Origin of the sequence: Photorhabdus bodei (assembly GCF_003287735.1) — a bacterium.
Lineage (GTDB): Bacteria > Pseudomonadota > Gammaproteobacteria > Enterobacterales > Enterobacteriaceae > Photorhabdus > Photorhabdus kayaii.
On the sequence record NZ_NSCM01000029.1, the window covers coordinates 13,759 to 33,410 of the forward strand.

Below are 19,652 nucleotides of genomic sequence, written 5' to 3' on the forward strand. Positions count from 1 at the left end.
AAACAAAAGAAATTATATCAATAAGATTGAAATTTTAATAATCAGGTAAAGTAATATATATAAAAATATATTATAACCACATTAAGAATTTTAAACTGCTCTCAATAAAATATAAATAATCATTTAATCTCTTAATATAAAGTTTTTATGTTTTGTTTTTTACAAAAATAAATTAACTAACATATTGAGCCATATAAAGCAATACCTAATAAATATATGAGTAATTTTCCCATATAAACTATGATTTATACCAGTAGCTGTTTCAACTTTAATAGTTAATCATTAACCCGAAAGATAGTTAGAGAATAACAAATTCCAAATAATTAAATTTAATATATAAAGAGGAGATATAATGAGTAATACTATTTTATCTGGCAATACTGTTACAGCTGACGTTACCTTTGTTATTGATGTTGAGAAAATTCGTCAATCCGTTATGCAAGGACATCCTGCAATATCTATGGACCCCCTGAATCCAACAACAATCAACTCTGGAGTATATATAGCCACTTACACTCCAAAGGATGGACTGAAAGTGACTTCCTCATCTGGTGCCAATATAACTGTTCCCATTAGTTCAAATATTAGATGGAGGGCTACAACTGTATCTAATAATTTCGACTATTCTATTGTATTATATAAATTCCAGAAGCTAAGCTCAGGACACGATATCATATCTATCCCATCACAAATATGGTCACAGCGCCCTGGGGGTAAAGAAGTTCCAGTAATTCCTTCAGGAGTAAATGCTAATGAGGACGCGCCTAAACTAGATTTTGTTGAACTTAACGATAGTTATTTTCAAGCGATAGCTCTGAATAGAGGCTCAGAACAATATACATGGTGGTTTGCCGCTTATGACGGTAGAAATCTCTTAGGATATTTCCGATACGATCCATATGTTGAAGTGACTAATAGCTAAGTGCTTGTATACTATCATTTTCTACTGGAAAATTATTAAAATATTTTTCCAGTATTTTTAATTTTCAATAAATATATATAACAGACATCAACTCATATAATAATAAAATTAAATGATATTATTAACTTATAAAGAAAAAATTCCAATATATAAGTAAACTTTATTACCATCCATAAATTTAATAATCTTACAATGTCCTCTTGAAATTAATAATATTGATAATTAACTCCAATATTTATTATAGTAGAAAAATTTACACTTAATAAATAAAATAATTACTTACTGTTATACAGAAGCAAGATTTGATAAGCCACAATGTATTTTTCGTAAACAAAAGAAATTATATCAATAAGATTGAAATTTTAATAATCAGGTAAAATAATATATATATAAACATATTATAGTCATATTAAGAATATTAAATCGCTTTCAATGAAATATAAATGATTGTTTAATGTCTTAATATAAAGTTTTCATGTTTTATTTTTCGAAAAAATAAATTAACTGAAATACTGAACTATATGAATTAGTACCTGATAAATATATGAGTAATTTTCCCATATAAACTATGATTTATACCAGTAGCTGTTTCAACTTTAATAGTTAATTATATAAAAAGAAAGTTATTATAATAATAATGAGCAAGCAAATAACCTTTCGATTCCCAATAAATAATTTAAATATGTAAGAGGTGTTATGATGAGTGAAGTCATTCAGGGTAAAGATGATATTGCTATAACCAAGAACTCTATTACAGCTGATGTAACCTTTGTTATTGATATTGATTCAATTATTGAATATCTTCGTACTAATAATCTTAAAAGTTCTCTGGATCCTAAAGATCCAACAATTATCCGTCAGCATGTATATATAGCTAATTATACTCCAGAGTTTGGATTGAAAGTGGCGAGTTCATCTGGTGCCCGTGTCACTGTTCCCATTAATGCAAATATTAGATGGAGGGCTACAACGGTATCTAATAATTTCGACTATACGATTATATTGTATAAATTCAAAAAGCTTAGTATAGGAGACGATGTCATCTCTGTCCCATCACAAATATGGTCACAGAACCCTATGGGCAAAAAAGTTCCAATGGTCCCTTCAGGTATTAATGCAAATGAGGATGAACCTAAGATAATTTTTGTTGAATCTCAAGATAGTTATTTCCAAGCAACAGCTCATAAACCAGGTGTAGAACAATATACATGGTTCTTTGCCGCTTATGACGGTAAAAAGCTCCTAGGTTATTATCGATATGATCCATATGTTGAAGTAACTAATAGCTAAGCATTTGTATATTGTCATTTTCTACTGGAAAATTACCAAAATAATTTTCCAGTATTTTTATTTTTCAATTTATTTAAATGTCTGTAACAAACACTAATTTATATTATAATATTATTTCCTTATAAATAAAACCTTATAATACCCAAGTAAACTCTATTCCTCTCCATAAATTCAACAATCTTCCGACAATTATTCTGTCATCAATTCAGAGGATATTCTTTCTATTATCTATTTCTTTAGCTAAAATAACTTACAGGAACTATTACATCTGACATTATCGTCTATCAAGCTAAATAACAGTGAATTAAAATTTAGCTTATTATTACTTACTTAGATTAAGCTTTCATTTCTTTAAAAATATTCCTAGCACAGCCTTATCTATTATTAAAAAAAACACCACCCGTTACTTATTCCACTTAAGTTAATTCATTAATAAGCCGTAAAATAAGTGCTCTTATTAACTAATTATTATCCTAATAACCGACTAATTAAAATTTCTGATAGAAAATCGAGATATAAAAGAAACGTCATCCACTAATCAGAGCAAGATATAACCCGGAGTGTGCTTTAATAACGAATAAATTAGCCAATATGTATGTCATTACTATCAGGCTATCACCCTATATTTATGTTTTATGGAATAAAATATCATCCTTATCGGTGAATTAATGATAAAAAGAATATCTATTCTCATATTAGGTTGTATTTCCTTTCAGATAATCGCCTCACCAGCAGAGATAAATGATGATCTGCCAATGACTGAAGCGAGAAGAACTCTGCAAGATAGTTCTAGGGAAATTAACCAACTGATAGAACAACGCCGCTATCAGCAATTAAAGCAGCAGGCTAATACCGTTCCTGAGTCAACGCCTGCGTCGGTATTGCCGGAATCTAAGCAATGTCTGCCGTTAACCGGCGTTTACCTTAAAGGGATATCTCTGCTCTCGATTCGGGATTTAAATACGCTCAGCGCTTTGTCCCCGGCGTGTATCAGCAGTCATGATATCAATCGGCTCAGCCACGAACTGACTCAGCTTTATATCAGTAAAGGCTATATCACCGCCCGTATTCAGTTTATTGCGCCTAATACCGATGGAGAGTTAGGGCTAAACGTTATCGAAGGGTTTATTGAAAAAATCGAAGGCGGTGATCGCTGGGTGAATAGTAGGATGCTATTTCCCGGTCTGGAAAAACAACCACTCAATATCACACAACTCGATCAGGGTTTAGATCAGGCTAACCGGCTACAGTCCAATAAAACCACCCTGGATATTTTACCGGGAGCGGTGAATGGCGGTTCGGTGATTAAACTGCATAATCAGCGCAGTAAGCCTTGGTTATTGAATATCAAAACTGATAATTATGGGCAAAAGAGTACTGGGAAATGGTTGGTCCGCACCAATGCCAGTTTTGACAGTCCATTTGGTTTATCCGATTTCATCAGTCTGAATGCCAGTAGTACGTTAGATAGCCCATCAAACCGATATAGCCGTGCTTATACTCTGCTTTATTCAGTGCCCTATGGCGCAGCAACATTCAGTGGGTTCGGTAGTTATTCCCAATATGCCAGCCATCCCCATTTACAAATGAGAACGATAAAGATTTATGGTGATACTCAGCAAATCGGCATGCGTTCCGATTTTGCCTTCTATCGTAATCAATCTCAGATTAATAGTGTCAGCGGGCAATTAACTTACAAGAATTACAATAATTACATCAACGATGCCAAGATTGGTGTCAGTAGCCAAACATTGAGTGTCTTTGAACTCGGTGTTAATCATTTACATATCATTCCAACCGGATTAATCACGCTCAATCTGAGTGTTGAACAGGGTTTGCCTTGGTTTGGAGCACAAACCGGAACCGCTTATCTCGATAAGCAGTTCACCAAAGGCAAGTTGATGGTCAATCTACATCAGCGTTTTATGCTGTTCAACTCGCCTTATCAGCTCAATAACCTGTTTTATGGGCAATACAACCGCCGCGGTCTGCCCGGCGTCGAATGGCTGAATATCACTGATCGGAATGCAGTCCGGGGATTTAGCAAAAATACGCTATCCGGGGATAACGGCTGGTATCTGCAAAATACACTGTCCCGGACGTTTCCCCTCGCCAACAGCACATTATCAATGCGTATCGGTATTGATATTGGCCGGATCCAAGGATATCGCAGCCCACAAGGCTGGCAAAGCAGCGCCGGCATCAGTTCTGGCGCCACACTGAGATACCAGAGCATGGTATTCGATCTAGAAACTAGCCGAGGAAAGTTACTTTCCAATCGCCAAGCATCTGATGAGCCCATTCAGGTGCTAGTCCGTTTTTCTTACACCTTTTGATGGTCTTTAAGCAGTACCTAACGTTGTACACACAATAATATAACTAAATAGATAGAGATTAATGTATGAAAAATAAAAAATTCAGGTTATCCCCTACCGGCAAGCTCGCCGCTTCTATGGCAATCATTCTTGTCTCTTGTTCTACCAGTTTTGCTAGTGAAATCGTTGGTGGTGGTGATCCAGCACACCATCCCGATATTTTCGCTGCCGAAGGTAAAGCAACGGTTGTGAATATCGTGACGCCCTCCTCTTCCGGGTTGTCACATAACCAATATCTGGATTACAACGTCGGCCAGATGGGCGTCGTTCTAAATAATGCGCTTAAGGAGGGGCAATCACAATTGGCGGGGCAGCTTGCCGCTAACCCTAATTTGAATGGTCAAGCGGCTAACCTGATTCTGAATGAAGTTATCAGCAGGAACCCTTCCCTGTTATTAGGTCAACAGGAAGTGTTTGGTATAGCAGCAGATTATGTACTGGCAAACCCGAACGGCATCACCTGTAATGGATGTGGTTTTATCAATACTAACCGCGCTTCTCTGGTTGTGGGTAATCCATTGGTAGAACAAGGTAATTTGCAAGGTTTCAGTACGTTTAATAATCAGAATAGCCTGAAAATTAAATCGGATGGTTTAATCGCCAATGCGATCCTTGATCTTATCGCCCCGAAAATTGATAACCGGGGCCCAGTCACTGCTCAAAAAGAGATTAATGCGATCAGTGGTGAAAATAAAACCTCAGCCACAGGAGAAGTCATTGATTCTCAGCAAGCGTTAACCGGTGTGCTGGACAGCTATTATCTGGGGAGTATGCAAGCCGGACGTATCCGTCTACTCAATACCGCAAAAGGCAGTGGAGTTAATTTACAAGGTACTCTTACTGCCAGTGATGAGATTATTGTTGATTCCCACGGCAATCTCAATTTAGAAGCAGCACATCTACGAGGCGGGAATGTTGATCTCTTGGGTAATGATATTGAGGTAAAAGGTAAAGTCAGCGAATCGTCATATAGCCGCGATGGTAGCAATAATTACCAAAGCTATTTCAGCGGTTCTTATACCAATGATAGTAAAAGTAGTCAGTCACTCACTCGTACTAAGCTTGAAGGCAAAAATATTTCATTAGTCGCCAATAGTAATAACCGGATTACAGCCACGGATATCGTAGGTGATGATGTGAATCTGAGTGGTGCTAATCTCACTTTAGATGGGCAGCAATTAAAGCAATCCACTAAAAATATTAATAACCAACAGGGTTATTCCTGGCGCCATGAGGTCACTCAGGAAAGTGAAAAACTGCATCAGGCAGGAAACAATATCCAAGCCAAAGGAAATGCGAGCTTAAATGCGACGGAAGGTGACGTTAAGATCCTTGGCAGCAAAATAGATGCTAAAGGTGAGCTAGCGGTTACAGCGAAAAAAGGTGTTCAAATTGCCGGTCTGACTGAGACAGAAAAAAGCTTGGAAACAGGTTACAAAAAAAATCACACGGCTAAATTGCAGACCGGAAGTTGGGAAGAGAGTAAACAGACCGAGCGTTTGATTGCCAGTGAATTACAAGCAGGAACTAATCTTAATATTAAGGCAGGAACTCAAGCTGAAATTCTTGGGGCGAAAGTCCATGCAGGTCAAAATCTGACACTGGAAGCCGGTAAACAACTGCAAATCGCTGTTCAGAAAACGGCTGATAGCCGGGCTGTACGTGATGATAAAAAATACTGGGGAGGTGTCGGCGGCGGCGGGAATAAAGACAACAGTGAGTTGAAAGAAACCAACCATGCATCTGAATTGACAGCCAATGGGCGTTTATTGCTGTCAGGCTATGAGGGTATCGCCATTACCGGCAGCAAAGTGAGGGCGGTCCAAGGTGCTTTTGTAAATGCTAATAGTGGCGAATTAACCATCGATAATGCGGTCAGTCATATCAATCACAAAGTTGATGAGCGAACAGGCACTGTACTCAACATCACTAGCGGTTCAAAAAGAACCAATAGCCAGCAACAGAAATCTCACGGCAGCGAGTTGGTTTCTGAAGCAGATCTCAAATTACTCAGTGATGAAGATATCAATATTATTGGCAGTCAGGTGCAAAGTACCGGGGCGCTTAGCCTGAACACATCCGGTAATATCAAGGTGCTCTCTTATGGCGAACAGAAACAAGTTGATAAACAAAGCACCTCTCTGGAGCCACAAAGCCACTTCCAACCAAAGGGAGACAAACAGTATCGTGCCGGAATAGGTATTGAGCATACCAGTAACAGTCAAAAAAATCAGACGGTAACACAGCAAGCTTCCACGTTGAGTGGAGGTAGCATCACTATCGATGCTGATAAAGATGTCACCCTACGTGGTTCTAATCTGGTGACGACTACAGGTGATGCTAAGATCACTGGCGCGAATGTTCATCTGTTAGCCGCGGATAATAAAAAATCCGAAGAGAAATCTCAGAGTAAAAAGTACGTTGGTGCCTATCTTACTGGAGGAATCGATAAAGTCGGCTCCGGTATTCATGGTAGTTATGAAAGTAACAACAACAATCATACCAGTACGACTGCCGTTGTTTCCGGTTCTCAAGTCGCAGGTAATTTGAACATTAAAACCAACGGTGAATTGGTTCAGGAAGGGACAAAGCATGAAGTCAATGGCACTTATACCGCAGAGGCAGGCAAAGTCAGCAATCTGGCCGTATCGAATACGACATCAAATGCCAACCACAAACTACAGGTTAGCACGGATATTGGTGTCAATGTCGATTATAGCGCTGTTACTCGCCCGATTGAGAAAGTGGTTAAAGAACCAGCTAAATCTGCGCTGGATGGCACTTTAACCAAAAAAGGCACACCTAATTTCGGAGTGGATATTGCCGCCAACGGCAGTAGCAGCCAGACCGTAGATAAAAAGTCCGAAGCGGTTGTGACCTCTGTTCAGGCCGGCAATGTTGTTATCAGAACCAATGGCGAACTGTATGATAAGGGTACTCAATATCGTGCTGATAAAGGTAACGTTACACTGACTGCCGGTAGCCATAACAGTGAAGCAGCACAGAATCACCACGAAAGCAGCCACAGTGAAACCCGCGGCAATGCTGACCTACGTGTTTATACCACCACCGGTGAAGATATCTCCGGTAATGGTAAAGGCAAAGGCGGCACACAAAGCAGCCATACTGCGACTACCACAGCAGTCACTAGCCGGATTACCGCTGCGGATGACATTAATATCCGCGTCGAAAGAGATGCTGAATATCAAGGCACATCTCTGAATGCTGGCTCTGGCAAAGCTAATATAGATGCTAAAGGTGATATCCGTTTTGATAATGCCACCAATAGCACGACGAAAACAGCAACCGGTTATAACGGAGAAGCATCTGCTAAAGGGGGAAACTCGCCAGAGGGCAAGAATGTTCATATCGGTCTTGGCGGCGGTTACAGCACAGATAGCAAAAATAGTACCACAGCTCAGGTAAGTGAAATTGGCGGTAAGCTAGGTGTCAACCTGAGTGCAGGCAATAACTTGACGTTGCAAGGTGTTCAAGTGACCGGTAAGCAAATCGACTTGAACGCTAAACAAGGCAATGTTGAGCTAGTATCTGCTCAGGATCGCACTAACAACGATAGCTGGGAATTTAACCTGAAAGGCAATGGGGGGAATACAAGCTCGATCAAGAAAGCGGAAGATGACAGTACAACCACCACCACAAAACAGAGCCTTGGCGGGGAAGTCAAAGTAGGGATTGATCGCCTGCAAGCAACAACCCAACGTAATAGCCATATTCAAGGTGAAAATGTCGTTATCAACAGCGGCGGTGATACAACAGTTGCCGGAGCGCGAATAGAGGCGGATCAGGTAAAAGGCGGTATTGGTGGTGATCTACGAGTTGAAAGCCGTAAGGATACTGAACATGGGTTAAATGTCGGTGTTGATGCTGGTATTAATTACACCAAAGAATCCAAAGTAAAAAGTGACGATATCCCTAAAGACGAGTCAACTAAGGATGATTCGCCTAAAGACGATGTGTCGAAAGATGAGGTATTGACAGATGATCCAGCTAAAAACCCAACCGAAGAGCCACAACCGAAAGGATGGCAGGAAAGATTAACCTCTGCGTTTAATAGTCTTAATAATATTAAAGGTATTAATGGGGTTACAGGTAAACTTAAAAGCAATGTCGATATTAAAGATCGAGAAAATGTCGGCGAACAATCGGTTATTTCCGGTAACCAAGGGGTTAATTTAGATGTAACAGGAAATACTCATCTGATTGGCGGGCAGATTGGTAGCGAGAAAGGCAATGTCATTCTTAATACCCAAAATGTGGAACAACAATCTGTTACTAGCTATGACAATAGTAAAGGCGGTAACGTTGCATTACCTGATTCTGTTAGCGGAATAGTTAAAGCAGTTCAGGAAGGTGTATTGTCCGGCAAAATACCTTTGGTGAAAACTTATAGTAATGAAACCGAAAGTAGTACCACTAATGGTGAAATAATTAATCGTAAATCTGATTAATTTGTTCTTTTATAAAAGATCCTTCAAATGAGGGGTCTTTTTATTACTACCTATATTGAATATTTAAATAATTCCAATTGACAATATTAATGCTTTTTCATAATATCAAAAAATTAATAAATGACTTGGAAATATAATTATGTTTAAAATTCACAAGCGAAATTTAGAACTTAAAAACTACTATAAGTCACAGGTTAGAATAAAGGGCTCTATATTTTTCTACTTTCATACTATAGTAGAGCTAACATGTCTTTTAAACCATCATAAATGCCAGCTAACTGTAAAGCAAAACTGTAACACCTTACACTTCCAACAATATTCTCTATAAAAATAAGCGACTATTTCCTATATGAGTTGTTTCTTTCAGATTGATTTTCATTTGAGGGAGATATCTCATAGAACATATTACGCTTACGTTTGCTTGATGTGCCATGATATCTTTTGATAAACAGTTGACTGTTTTCTTTTGTTAAAAAATAATATTCAGGGTAATTATTCTCTGGATATAGTAAACTGGCAAAATTAGGTACAATTTGATTTTTGTCACGATAATCAGGATAAGGGAAGTACTCTTCAGAATAAACGATTTCTTTGTTTTTGATAAAAATGAATTTTACCCCGACATCAATAAATTGATAATGCATACCAATCGCCTTTTCTATAGATTTAGGACGAGTTCCTGTAGAAAAGATATAGGCACGATCCCAATGAAATGGTGTTATTTTATTTAAATCAATTAAGCATTCCTGATTTATTTTGCAATGTTCATTGGCAAAATCGGCAATGGCCTCTCTAACATCCCATTTTTTGAAAAAAACAAAATAAACAGAGAAAAAAATAGCAAATATGATTAAAACAATAGACAAATTTTTATTCATTAATTTCATCTTCAATTTTCCCCTTATGCATAGCTAATTTTCACTCATACTTCTTTCTTATATTATAATAAAACGTCACTTATGAGTAATTATTTTCGAGGATTTTGAATGTATTTTATGCCAGGATGTATATAGTATAAGTTATACATAGTAACTATATATAATAATTTTTTCTATTTTTAACACAAACCTCAGATTTTCATCTGAGGTTTTTATTATAGATTATTTTTCAATGAGTTATACTTTTTCATTTACCGTTTTCATCAAGGCTTTCAAATACAGACTTCATATAAGCGTATTGTACATTGGAAATTTTTTCTTTAACAACTTCGTAGCCATGAGCATTCTTAACGGCAACATACAACCCTTCTTTATGAAATTTCTCTAATGCAATGAGCGCTAATGTTTTCATTGACGTTGTATTTGAATTCAACCCAATATGACGGCCTATTTGGTTATTAAGTAAATCAATAGTTTGATCAGCGTCATTGAGAACTGCAAATTGCCGGATATTCAGATCAACCCGAGGGTCAACTTCATGTGCATCACCTGCATGTTTAGCAATTTTCTCCCCATATCTGGCTGCCAGAGTCGCCTGCCAAATCGTATGTCGAAAAGCATTCACCTGCGTTCCTTCACCCTGCATTTCCTTGGGTTGAGTGAATGTCCCTTTTTTCTCATCACCTTGTGTTGCAAAACGCGCTGCATTAGTGGTGATATTTGTCGAACCCTTACTGAAAAGGCCAATTTCCAATGCTTCTTTTGGGTACAACTTGGCAAAAATTAATTGCTTCACCGAAGGCGGGATTGCCGTGTTTTGACCGTCATGAATAGCTTCATTAATTTCCATTCTTGATTTTTCAAGATCTTCTTTGATTCTTTTTAATCGAGCGACTTCTGTAGTGAGTGCTCTACTTAATTTAGCTTTCATTTCTCGATAATATAAAAACAAATTCCTAACAGCTCTTTGATATTTATTCCCAATCTCATTCCAAAAATCATCAGACTTCTTAATCTCGTTATTTAAAAAATTATTCAAATTCTTCTGGGAGTTAATCATTACCCTCGATGTCAATTCAATTATTCCCACATTTGTCGTATGTTTCTTATCGTAAGGGTACTTATTGGCATCGATTAACGTTAATCCTAGGTGTATTGTTAATAATATTAAGCGCTTTATTCATTGATTCAATTGCTTTTTCAGATTTGGATTTTTGAAATTCTGAGATGTAACGTTGATATAAAACCAGTTCCCCAAGCGTCATACCCGCCAAATTTTTTGTCGCTTCCTGAGGGGTTTTATTAGTTAATTCTTTCTGTTCAGTAATAATGCTTTCTAATTTGGCTTTTTGTTCATGTGTAAAACCAGGAATAGCATTGATAATATTGTCAGAGTTTATCGAATCGACTTTAATATTAAAATCGCCAAAATTGATGAAAGGAATATCAAAATTTCTTTCAGCACCAGAAATGGAACCTGCCCCCCAATTAATCGGCACATCTATAAAATCTGCCAATCCTGAGGCAATTACGTGGCCCTGAGTAATTGAAGTTACACGACCTTCAAAGTGAAATTTATAACCATCATTGCCAGGGATAGTAACGTTAATAGGCGGGAAGTTCAGAGGGGAAATTTTCATAACATGTTCCTTATAGAATATAATTGCAAAAATAATTATCTAGATTACATCTAGCGTTTCACGTAATCGTGTCGAGTGAGTTATTATATTATTTTTGCAAAAATGGTTATTCCGACACAGTGCTATTATATACCCTATGGATTTCAAGATGCATCGCGACGGCAAGGGAGTGAATCCCCGGGAGCATAGATAACTATGTGACCGGGGTGAGCGAGTGCAGCCAACAAAGAGGCAACTTGAAAGATGACGGGTATAGATTTTATTATCTATTTTAATAGCAAGTTTTTTTGTATTACTACTGTTACAAAACTAGGGGAATCGTATGAATAATTAAATATTATCCACACGCAAAAACCCCGCTTATAATACTTGCTCCAAAAGTTGAGTTTCCATCCAGATTCGTTTATGTTTCATCCTCATATTTAATTTTTTTTGGTTTATTTTTTCAGCTTATTTAGATGTGATTGTACTTTATTATCCCATATATATTAGTAATTTTTGTCTTGAGTTGTCTGAATAATTTTTTATATTAAGCTTCGCTCATTTTGGGATATGGGTACTATAATTGGCGTAACTCAGTCCTTTTAGTGATTTTTGGCGATTGATCAGAACGCCAAAATTGGACTAAGCTCCCTTCAAGGAATCTATTATTTTGAAAAATTATTTAAATTTCTTGATATAATGTTACATAATACATTTGCCTATAAATCGGCTGAGATAAATAAACATCATCAAACTCATGTTTATCATGCAGTACTTTGTCCCTTTCAGCCTTAGCTATTTCATGTTGTAGAATAATAGCTACTTCACTTTTATTTAATTTCTCAGAAAGAATTAATGGAAGATTAAATTTCACCCAAGACTATCGCCTGGAAAATCTTTCCTCGTTGGGCTGGTGGCATATCACTTTGACAAGTGACCTGGATTTGACAACGGAATCATCTCGTAGAAATATTGCATGATGAGATTACTCATATTCAAGCAAGGTAACTATTTGAGGCTATACATGCCAAAGTATGCAGAAAAACAGGAAACAACCCAACATCAGCCGAAAAGGTTATCCAAAACGCCTTTGGAAAAGGGAATTCATCACGGTAAAAAAGCGATTTCCCTGACGGTCAGAGTAGGAAATTATATCCGCAATATTCCCATTATTGCCCACTTTATCCGTGCAACGCTGCGTTTTAATGATCGGATGGGTAATCAGTTTGGCGCCGCAATAACGTATTTCTCCTTCTTATCACTTATCCCAATCCTGATGCTCTCTTTTGCCATTGCCGGTTTTATTCTGGCCTCTAATCCTGATTTGCTGGCAAAACTGATTAATGGTATCGCCAACAGTATTAGTGATCCGACTCTTGCCAACACGCTGAAAAATAGTGTCGATACGGCAATTAAACAACGTACTACCGTGGGATTAACCGGTTTAGCAATTGCACTGTATTCCGGTGTGAATTGGGTCAGTAATTTACGTCAGGCCATTCTTGCCCAATTCCATCCTGTCTGGGTGCGAAATCAAGAAGATAATGAGAAAATCTATTTTAAATATTTTCGTGATTCTATTTCTCTGATTGGGCTATTATTAGCGCTGGTGATCACGCTATCACTGACCTCTATCGCAGGCTCCGCCCAAGCAACCATTGTTAAGATGTTAGGGTTAGATGGCATTGAATGGCTACGTCCATCCTGGTTCCTGATTGGATTAGCCATCTCTATTTCAGCCAACTATCTGCTTTTCCTATGGCTATTCTGGGTGTTACCACGCCACCAGCCAGAACGTAAAGCGCTATTGAAAGGAACATTGATGGCAGCGATAGGCTTTGAAGTGATCAAATATATTATGACCATGACGTTACCACGCCTCGCCAATTCTCCCTCTGGCGCCGCATTTGGTTCTGTTATCGGCCTGATGGCATTTTTCTACCTCTTTGCCCGCTTAACGCTATTCTGCGCTGCCTGGATAGCCACTGCGGATAATAATCATAAAAATACCGAATAAATGTGCCCAGGCAGAGCGATCTGCTAATTATAACCCAATGAATAAGGAGCTGTTTATGCCGTTTGTTAATATCAGAATTACCCGTGAAGGTGCTACAGCAGAACAAAAGAAGCAATTAATTGAAGGTGCTACTCAGTTACTGGTCGATGTATTGGGAAAAAATCCGGCGACAACTTTTGTCATTATTGATGAAGTCGATACTGATAATTGGGGAATCGGCGGTAAGAATGTGACTGAACTTAGAGCCGAGGCTAAAAAGTAGCCTCCAATGATGAAGGGCGGTATTGTCCGCCCTTTTTGTTGCCTTAAGAGGCTTTTGCCTCAGGCTTAGATATCGGTGGTTGTGCCGGAATATCAACCTTATCCTTATGTGGTGTCAGCGGCATAATCTGATTAAAGCTGTTTCTTAACTGGTCGACATCTATCTCCGCTTCCCCTTCCGGTTGAATCAGAATAAATGCAACCTCTTGTGAAAGGATCTGCTTCAACTCACGATTAAGCATTTCAGGGGTCAAGGAAGCTAAAAATGCTTGCCTCAAACGCTGATACTGCTCAGGGGCAATATCCACCACATTGCTCTGTTGGGACAAAAGACGTTGATTAATCAGAATATCCGTACTGGTATGACCATACATGGCAAACAACTGGCTGAGTTGTGCTTGTTTTTGCGCATATAGCTCATCAAATTGTCCCTTCGGCAATCCGTTATCGCGTAGTGTGACCAATTCAGCCGCCAGATACTCCATTGAGGGTTTTAAATTACCGGCTGCCGTGTTGAGATTCAGGGCACAACTCGCACGATGATACTGGACTTTACAATCTAGCCCCAATTTCAACGCCTTATCATTTTTTCTTTCCAACCCAAGTTGCAGATAGCGATAAAGTGCCTCGCGGGCAATATCACTAATCCAATAGTGATTAAGCACATGCGAATCATTAATCGGCTGCCAATTGAGATCCCAAATCAAGGATAAAGTATCTTCTTTCTTTTTATCGCTGATAATCCCTATGGTCTCCGGTTTCATTGGCGACAACGCGGCAATGGTGGCCGGAGTATGGCGTTTACCTTTCAATGATGAAAACGCTAGATTGATATTTTCCGGCAGAGTACGGCTATCTACATGTCCCGCAACGTATAACGTCATCATGTCAGGGGTATACCACTGCCGGTAAAACTGCTTAAGCTTCTCCAAATCAATAGGTTGAGGCGCGTTTTGTGCCGGATCGTGCCCTAACAGCGTTGAACCTTTCAAACGTCTACGCCACACGGGATCTTGTATATCTGGTGGATAGGTTGCAACGGATGTATCAGCCATTTTCATGGCATGTTGTAGAGTCTCAGGTGTAAATACCGCTTTACCCGCTGCATCAGCCAACCAGTTCAACGCGTCTTTTAGTAGTTCAGGCCGATTATGTGGCAAGCTCAAGCTATAGAGTGTGAAATCATATGAAACAATAGCTGGAGGCAGTGGGTATTTTGGATCAATAGCACTGTTCCATAACTGCTCTAATTTGGTAGAAGACAAGCTTTTGCTACTAAAGAGCACGACTTTCGGAATCAACCAGGTATAACCCGTTTGTTGGGTTTTCTCCGCCAGTGACCCTGTTTTCACGACCAGGCGCAACTGTATTCTGTCGTTAGGACGTTGTGGCGTCTGCAAAATTTGCCAGTTAAAACCGTTTTCCAATTTACCTTGTTTCCAGGCAGGGTCAGGCTGCAAGGCTTCTGCCTGCGTCTGGCCCGCAACTGCCAGCATTATCCCACCAATAAAATAACGAATTTTCGTACCCTGCATGTGAACCCCTATAAATGTCTATCCTTGGTTTTAGCCTTCGAAGGTTTAACCATTGATGACAGAATATGTTCCCTTCGACCAATAATAACGGTAGAAAAAGCAAAAACCTGAATTTTAGCAGGCGAAATCCTGTCAGGATTATAACCGAGGATTAGACCTCAAACCGCCATGAATGGTTTCATGATGACGGAGGTTTATGCTTATTAAATTGACGATTATATCCCCTGATCAGCATACCCAGTTCATCATCCTGATGGTATTTAGGGCAAGCCATTGGCTCTGATGGTTGATCGTTATTAAGATCCCGCGCAATGTCTCGTAATGGGTGCACAACAATCCGATTGATACACCAGCTTATCGACACCGTAAGGATAAGGGCCAGTAATAAATAAGTTGTCAGCATCAGTGCCAACGTATTAATGACAAAACGATATACTCGGTTGGAATCCACTTGCAAAATCAGATGCCCTAGCGGTTTAGTATCTGTTGATACTGAACCATAAACATGAAGAGGAATACTCACTTCCACAGGGATCCCAAAAACACGTTTAGCCAGTTCGGGGATTGAGCGATGGGTAGCAAAGCTCAATCGTATCACCCGGATATCCTCCGGTAACACCACATCCGCACGTCCTAAAATACCTACAGTGCGCAGCCCTATCAGCAACTCTTTTGCTTTACTGAGATCGGAATTAAGTAGCGCTTCCGTTAAAGGTGCCTGTACCTGAACTGCCGCATTATTAAGCTGGCTGACATAATCATCTTTACGTTGCTGTATAAAATGACACAATTGGATCGTAATAAAAATAGCAATGGTCACCAGCGTGACGCCGGTCACTGCGGCCATCTGTTTAATGGTTAACGAACGTTTGACGCGCAATTTCATTTTTACTTAAACCAATGCCTGTGGATATCGCAGTTATAACACGTGATCAATGGAATTGAGTATACTTGATTTTATCGCTAGCTATCCTGTTTCACTTATCCAAGTCGTTATTTTTCTGAAATAATTGCCTTTGGCAGCAATCAATGGCTATCAGAAATATAAGTATACCCTATGGATTTCAAGATGCATCGCGACGGCAAGGGAGTGAATCCCCGGGAGCATAGGTAACGATGTGACCGGGGTGAGCGAGTGCAGCCAACAAAGAGGCAACTTGAAAGATGACGGGTATATACCCTATGAATTTCAAGATGCATCGCGACGGCAAGGGAGCGAATCCCCGGGAGCATAGATAACTATGAGACCGGGGTGAGTGAGTGCGGCCAACAAAGAGGCAACTTGAAAGATGACGGGTATAGATATTTAAATGGTGATAATGACTAACCCATTATCACCAAAGATGTTTTATTGAATAATTGCTAACTAATTATTCCACCATAACATTTTCATCCTGATCAACTGCAAAACAAGCAATCAATTGATCACCATATTGATTCAATTGTGGCTGAAACTGAGTACAAATGCTAAGTGCCCGGCGACAACGAGCGGCAAATGCACAACCGGGCGGTGGATTCATTGGGCTTGGTAATTCGCCGGTCAATTTTATCCGTTCACGGCGTAATTCAGGATTCAGCCTTGGCGTTGCTGATAATAACGCCTGTGTATAGGGGTGACGTGGATGACTGAAAATCATCTCCTTACGGCCTTTTTCCACACAACGACCGAGGTACATCACCATCACTTCATCAGCGATATGTTCAACCACGGACAAGTCATGGGAAATAAAGACATAAGAGAGTCCCAACTCTTGTTGTAAATCCATCATCAGATTCAACACCTGTGCCCGCACCGAGACATCCAACGCAGAAACCGGTTCATCCGCAATCACCACATCCGGGTCCAACATTAGGCCACGAGCAATCGCAATCCGTTGGCGTTGACCACCGGAGAACATGTGCGGATAACGGCTGTAGTGTTCGGTTTTTAGCCCCACTTTTTCCATCATCTGCAACACTTTCTCTTTACGTTCCTGTGCGTTCAACTTGGTATTGATCCGCAGAGGTTCCTCCAGGATCTGCCCAACTTTCTTACGCGGATTAAGTGAACCATAAGGATTCTGAAACACAATCTGGATTTTCTGACGACGTAGCTTTTCAGAATCTTTATTGGGTACCAGCAGATCTTGCCCCTGATAATAAAGCTCCCCGTCGGTTGGCTTTTCAATCATCGTCAGCAATCGCCCCAGCGTGGATTTACCACACCCCGATTCACCAACAACTGCCAGCGTTTTTCCCTTTTCCAATTCGAAAGAGACCCCATCCAACGCTTTTACCGTTCTAGCAGGTGAAAAGAGTCCCCCTTTAATCGGATAATATTTTTTCAGATCTATCGCTTTTAATAACGGCACAGTGGATATTTGCCGCGCCGGATAAAGGTACTCACTCATACTGTCGGCCTCCCCGCATCATCCAACGGTATATGGCATTTCACCTGACGTCCTCCCACCGTTCTTAATTCCGGTTCCACCTGACGACAATGGTCATTTGCATATGGACAACGTGGATTCAGTAAACACCCGATAGGCCGGTCATATTTCCCCGGCACAACACCCGGTAAAGAAGCAAGACGGGATTTATCCGTAGCAAATTCAGGTAATGCCCGGAGCAACGCCTGAGTATACGGATGACGTGGTGCCCGGAAGATTTCCGATGCCTTGGCGGATTCCACCACCTGCCCGGCATACATCACGATAATATGATGAGCGGCTTCTGCAACCAATGCCAGGTCATGGGTAATTAATATTAGCGCCATATTTTCCCGTTGTTGCAACTCCAACAACAGTTCAATAACCTGCGCCTGAATGGTGACATCTAAAGCGGTCGTCGGTTCATCAGCAATCAGTAATTTTGGCCGGCAAGCAATCGCCATTGCGATCATGACCCGTTGACTCATACCACCCGATAATTGGTGCGGATACACATCCAGACGCGATGCAGGATCAGGGATACCGACCAAAGTCAATAGATCAATCGCCCGCTGGCGGCGAGTACGACGATTGCCACCTTGATGCACTTTCAGCGCTTCCATAATCTGAAACCCAACGGTATAACAGGGATTCAAGCTGGTCATCGGATCTTGGAAGATCATTGCCACTTCCGCACCAACCAGTTGGCGACGTTCTTGTTCGGAAATTTTGGTCAGATCACGCTGGTTAAATTCCAGTTTGTCAGCCATCACTCTACCCGGATAATCAATCAATCCCATTACAGCCAATGAACTGACCGATTTACCTGAACCAGATTCTCCAACAATCCCGACAACCTGCCCTTGCTCCACCCGGTAACTGATGCGATCAACAGCGCGGAATGGTGCCTCTTCGTCTCCGAAGTGAACCGATAATTTTTCTACATTTAACAGTGCCATTTCGCCACCTCACTACTGCTTGAGTTTAGGATCAAGTGCATCACGCAAACCGTCACCCATCAGGTTAAACGCCAACACTGTCAGCAGAATCGCCACCCCCGGGAACGTCACTACCCACCAGGCACTTTGTGCAAACTGCAATACATCAGACAGCATTGTTCCCCATTCCGGCGTGGGTGGCTGCGCCCCCATCCCCAGAAAACCCAAAGCAGCCATATCAAGAATGGCATTAGAAAAACCCAGAGAAGCCTGCACAATCAGTGGTGCCAGACAGTTAGGCAGGATATTGATAAACATCTGGCGCATGGAACCCGCTCCCGCCACCTGTGAAGCCGTCACATAGTCACGGTTAACTTCTACCAACACCGCAGCGCGAGTTAAACGGATGTAATGTGGCAGAGACACAAAGGTCAACGCCAGTGAAGCATTGACAATGGATGGCCCAAATATCGCCACCAGCACCAAAGCCAGCAACAGGCTTGGCAATGCCAGCATAATATCAACGATACGCATGATGATAATATCCACCACACCACCGAAATAACCCGCCAGCACTCCCAGAACAACCCCCATCAATAGGGATAGCACCACCACCAAACAACCTACCAGCAATGAAAGCCGAGCGCCGTACATCAGACGTGAAAGTAAATCACGCCCAACATCATCAGTACCCAGAATAAACCGCCAACTTCCCCCTTCCTGCCATGCCGGTGGCGTCAGCAAAGAATCGCGGAACTGTTCAGCCGCACCGTGTGGGGCAAGCACCCCAGCCAACAGAGCAACCAACAACATCAGCACAATATAAACCAAGCCAGCAACGGCCCCCTTATTGCGCTTAAAGTAATACCAGAACTCCTGCATCGGCGTCATAATCTTAGGCGCACTGTTTGCAGGCTCAATCACTTGAGACATAATG

General features: G+C 40.4%; 15 protein-coding genes. 6 read left to right on the forward strand and 9 right to left on the reverse strand.

Features of this window, described 5'->3' with window-relative positions; all coding sequences use genetic code 11:
- Positions 1-352 precede the first annotated feature (352 nt).
- The 4 genes from CKY02_RS15285 to CKY02_RS15300 all read left to right on the forward strand — a co-directional run bounded on the left by CKY02_RS15285 (position 353) and on the right by CKY02_RS15300 (position 9,056).
- Positions 353-922, forward strand: a complete 570-nt coding sequence (locus CKY02_RS15285) for an AidA/PixA family protein (protein WP_112895952.1) — start codon at positions 353-355, stop codon at positions 920-922.
- Positions 923-1,618: 696 nt separating this feature from the next.
- The gene (locus tag CKY02_RS15290; RefSeq protein WP_240002061.1) at positions 1,619-2,212 is read left to right on the forward strand and encodes an inclusion body family protein; all 594 of its coding nucleotides are present in this window, start codon (positions 1,619-1,621) and stop codon (positions 2,210-2,212) included.
- Between the two features lie 668 nt (positions 2,213-2,880).
- The gene (locus CKY02_RS15295; RefSeq protein ID WP_112895953.1) at positions 2,881-4,548 is read left to right on the forward strand and encodes a ShlB/FhaC/HecB family hemolysin secretion/activation protein; all 1,668 of its coding nucleotides are present in this window, start codon (positions 2,881-2,883) and stop codon (positions 4,546-4,548) included.
- Positions 4,549-4,613: 65 nt separating this feature from the next.
- Positions 4,614-9,056, forward strand: a complete 4,443-nt coding sequence (locus CKY02_RS15300) for a hemagglutinin repeat-containing protein (RefSeq protein ID WP_112895954.1) — start codon at positions 4,614-4,616, stop codon at positions 9,054-9,056.
- Positions 9,057-9,394: 338 nt separating this feature from the next.
- Here the strand turns inward: CKY02_RS15300 and CKY02_RS15305 are convergent, their stop codons facing one another.
- From CKY02_RS15305 to CKY02_RS23980, 4 genes are all read right to left on the reverse strand, one after another.
- Positions 9,395-9,943, reverse strand: coding sequence for a hypothetical protein (locus CKY02_RS15305; protein WP_112895955.1), 549 nt, complete (start codon positions 9,941-9,943; stop codon positions 9,395-9,397).
- Between the two features lie 238 nt (positions 9,944-10,181).
- Positions 10,182-10,994 carry a DUF6973 domain-containing protein gene (locus CKY02_RS15310; protein ID WP_112895956.1) on the reverse strand — a complete coding sequence of 271 codons (813 nt, stop codon included), beginning with the start codon at positions 10,992-10,994 and terminating at the stop codon, positions 10,182-10,184.
- Positions 10,995-11,055: 61 nt separating this feature from the next.
- A complete protein-coding gene (locus CKY02_RS15315; RefSeq protein WP_112895957.1) occupies positions 11,056-11,574 on the reverse strand; it encodes a hypothetical protein in 519 nt (172 codons plus the stop codon).
- A 664-nt stretch (positions 11,575-12,238) separates the two neighbouring features.
- Positions 12,239-12,430: a hypothetical protein gene (locus CKY02_RS23980; RefSeq protein WP_011144706.1), complete on the reverse strand. Its 192-nt coding sequence runs from the start codon at positions 12,428-12,430 to the stop codon at positions 12,239-12,241.
- Positions 12,431-12,580: 150 nt separating this feature from the next.
- On the opposite strand from CKY02_RS23980, the gene yhjD reads away from it, so the two are divergent.
- Both yhjD and CKY02_RS15330 read left to right on the forward strand, forming a co-directional pair.
- Positions 12,581-13,573, forward strand: coding sequence for an inner membrane protein YhjD (yhjD, locus tag CKY02_RS15325; protein ID WP_112895958.1), 993 nt, complete (start codon positions 12,581-12,583; stop codon positions 13,571-13,573).
- A gap of 55 nt (positions 13,574-13,628) precedes the next feature.
- Positions 13,629-13,835, forward strand: coding sequence for a 2-hydroxymuconate tautomerase family protein (locus tag CKY02_RS15330; RefSeq protein ID WP_046395265.1), 207 nt, complete (start codon positions 13,629-13,631; stop codon positions 13,833-13,835).
- A 43-nt stretch (positions 13,836-13,878) separates the two neighbouring features.
- Here CKY02_RS15330 and CKY02_RS15335 read toward each other — a convergent pair whose 3' ends face one another.
- From CKY02_RS15335 to dppC, 5 genes are all read right to left on the reverse strand, one after another.
- On the reverse strand, positions 13,879-15,369 hold the full coding sequence (locus tag CKY02_RS15335) for an insulinase family protein (protein WP_112895959.1): 1,491 nt from the start codon (positions 15,367-15,369) through the stop codon (positions 13,879-13,881).
- A gap of 178 nt (positions 15,370-15,547) precedes the next feature.
- Complete coding sequence (locus CKY02_RS15340; protein WP_112895960.1) at positions 15,548-16,255, reverse strand: HAMP domain-containing protein; 708 nt, start codon at positions 16,253-16,255, stop codon at positions 15,548-15,550.
- Positions 16,256-16,739: 484 nt separating this feature from the next.
- A complete protein-coding gene (gene dppF, locus CKY02_RS15345) occupies positions 16,740-17,759 on the reverse strand; it encodes a dipeptide ABC transporter ATP-binding subunit DppF (protein WP_112895961.1) in 1,020 nt (339 codons plus the stop codon).
- Positions 17,756-18,736, reverse strand: coding sequence for a dipeptide ABC transporter ATP-binding protein (gene dppD / locus CKY02_RS15350; protein ID WP_112895962.1), 981 nt, complete (start codon positions 18,734-18,736; stop codon positions 17,756-17,758). Before dppD ends, dppF begins: the two co-directional genes overlap by 4 nt.
- A 12-nt stretch (positions 18,737-18,748) precedes the next feature.
- Positions 18,749-19,648, reverse strand: a complete 900-nt coding sequence (gene dppC, locus CKY02_RS15355) for a dipeptide ABC transporter permease DppC (RefSeq protein WP_112895963.1) — start codon at positions 19,646-19,648, stop codon at positions 18,749-18,751.
- Positions 19,649-19,652 lie beyond the last annotated feature (4 nt).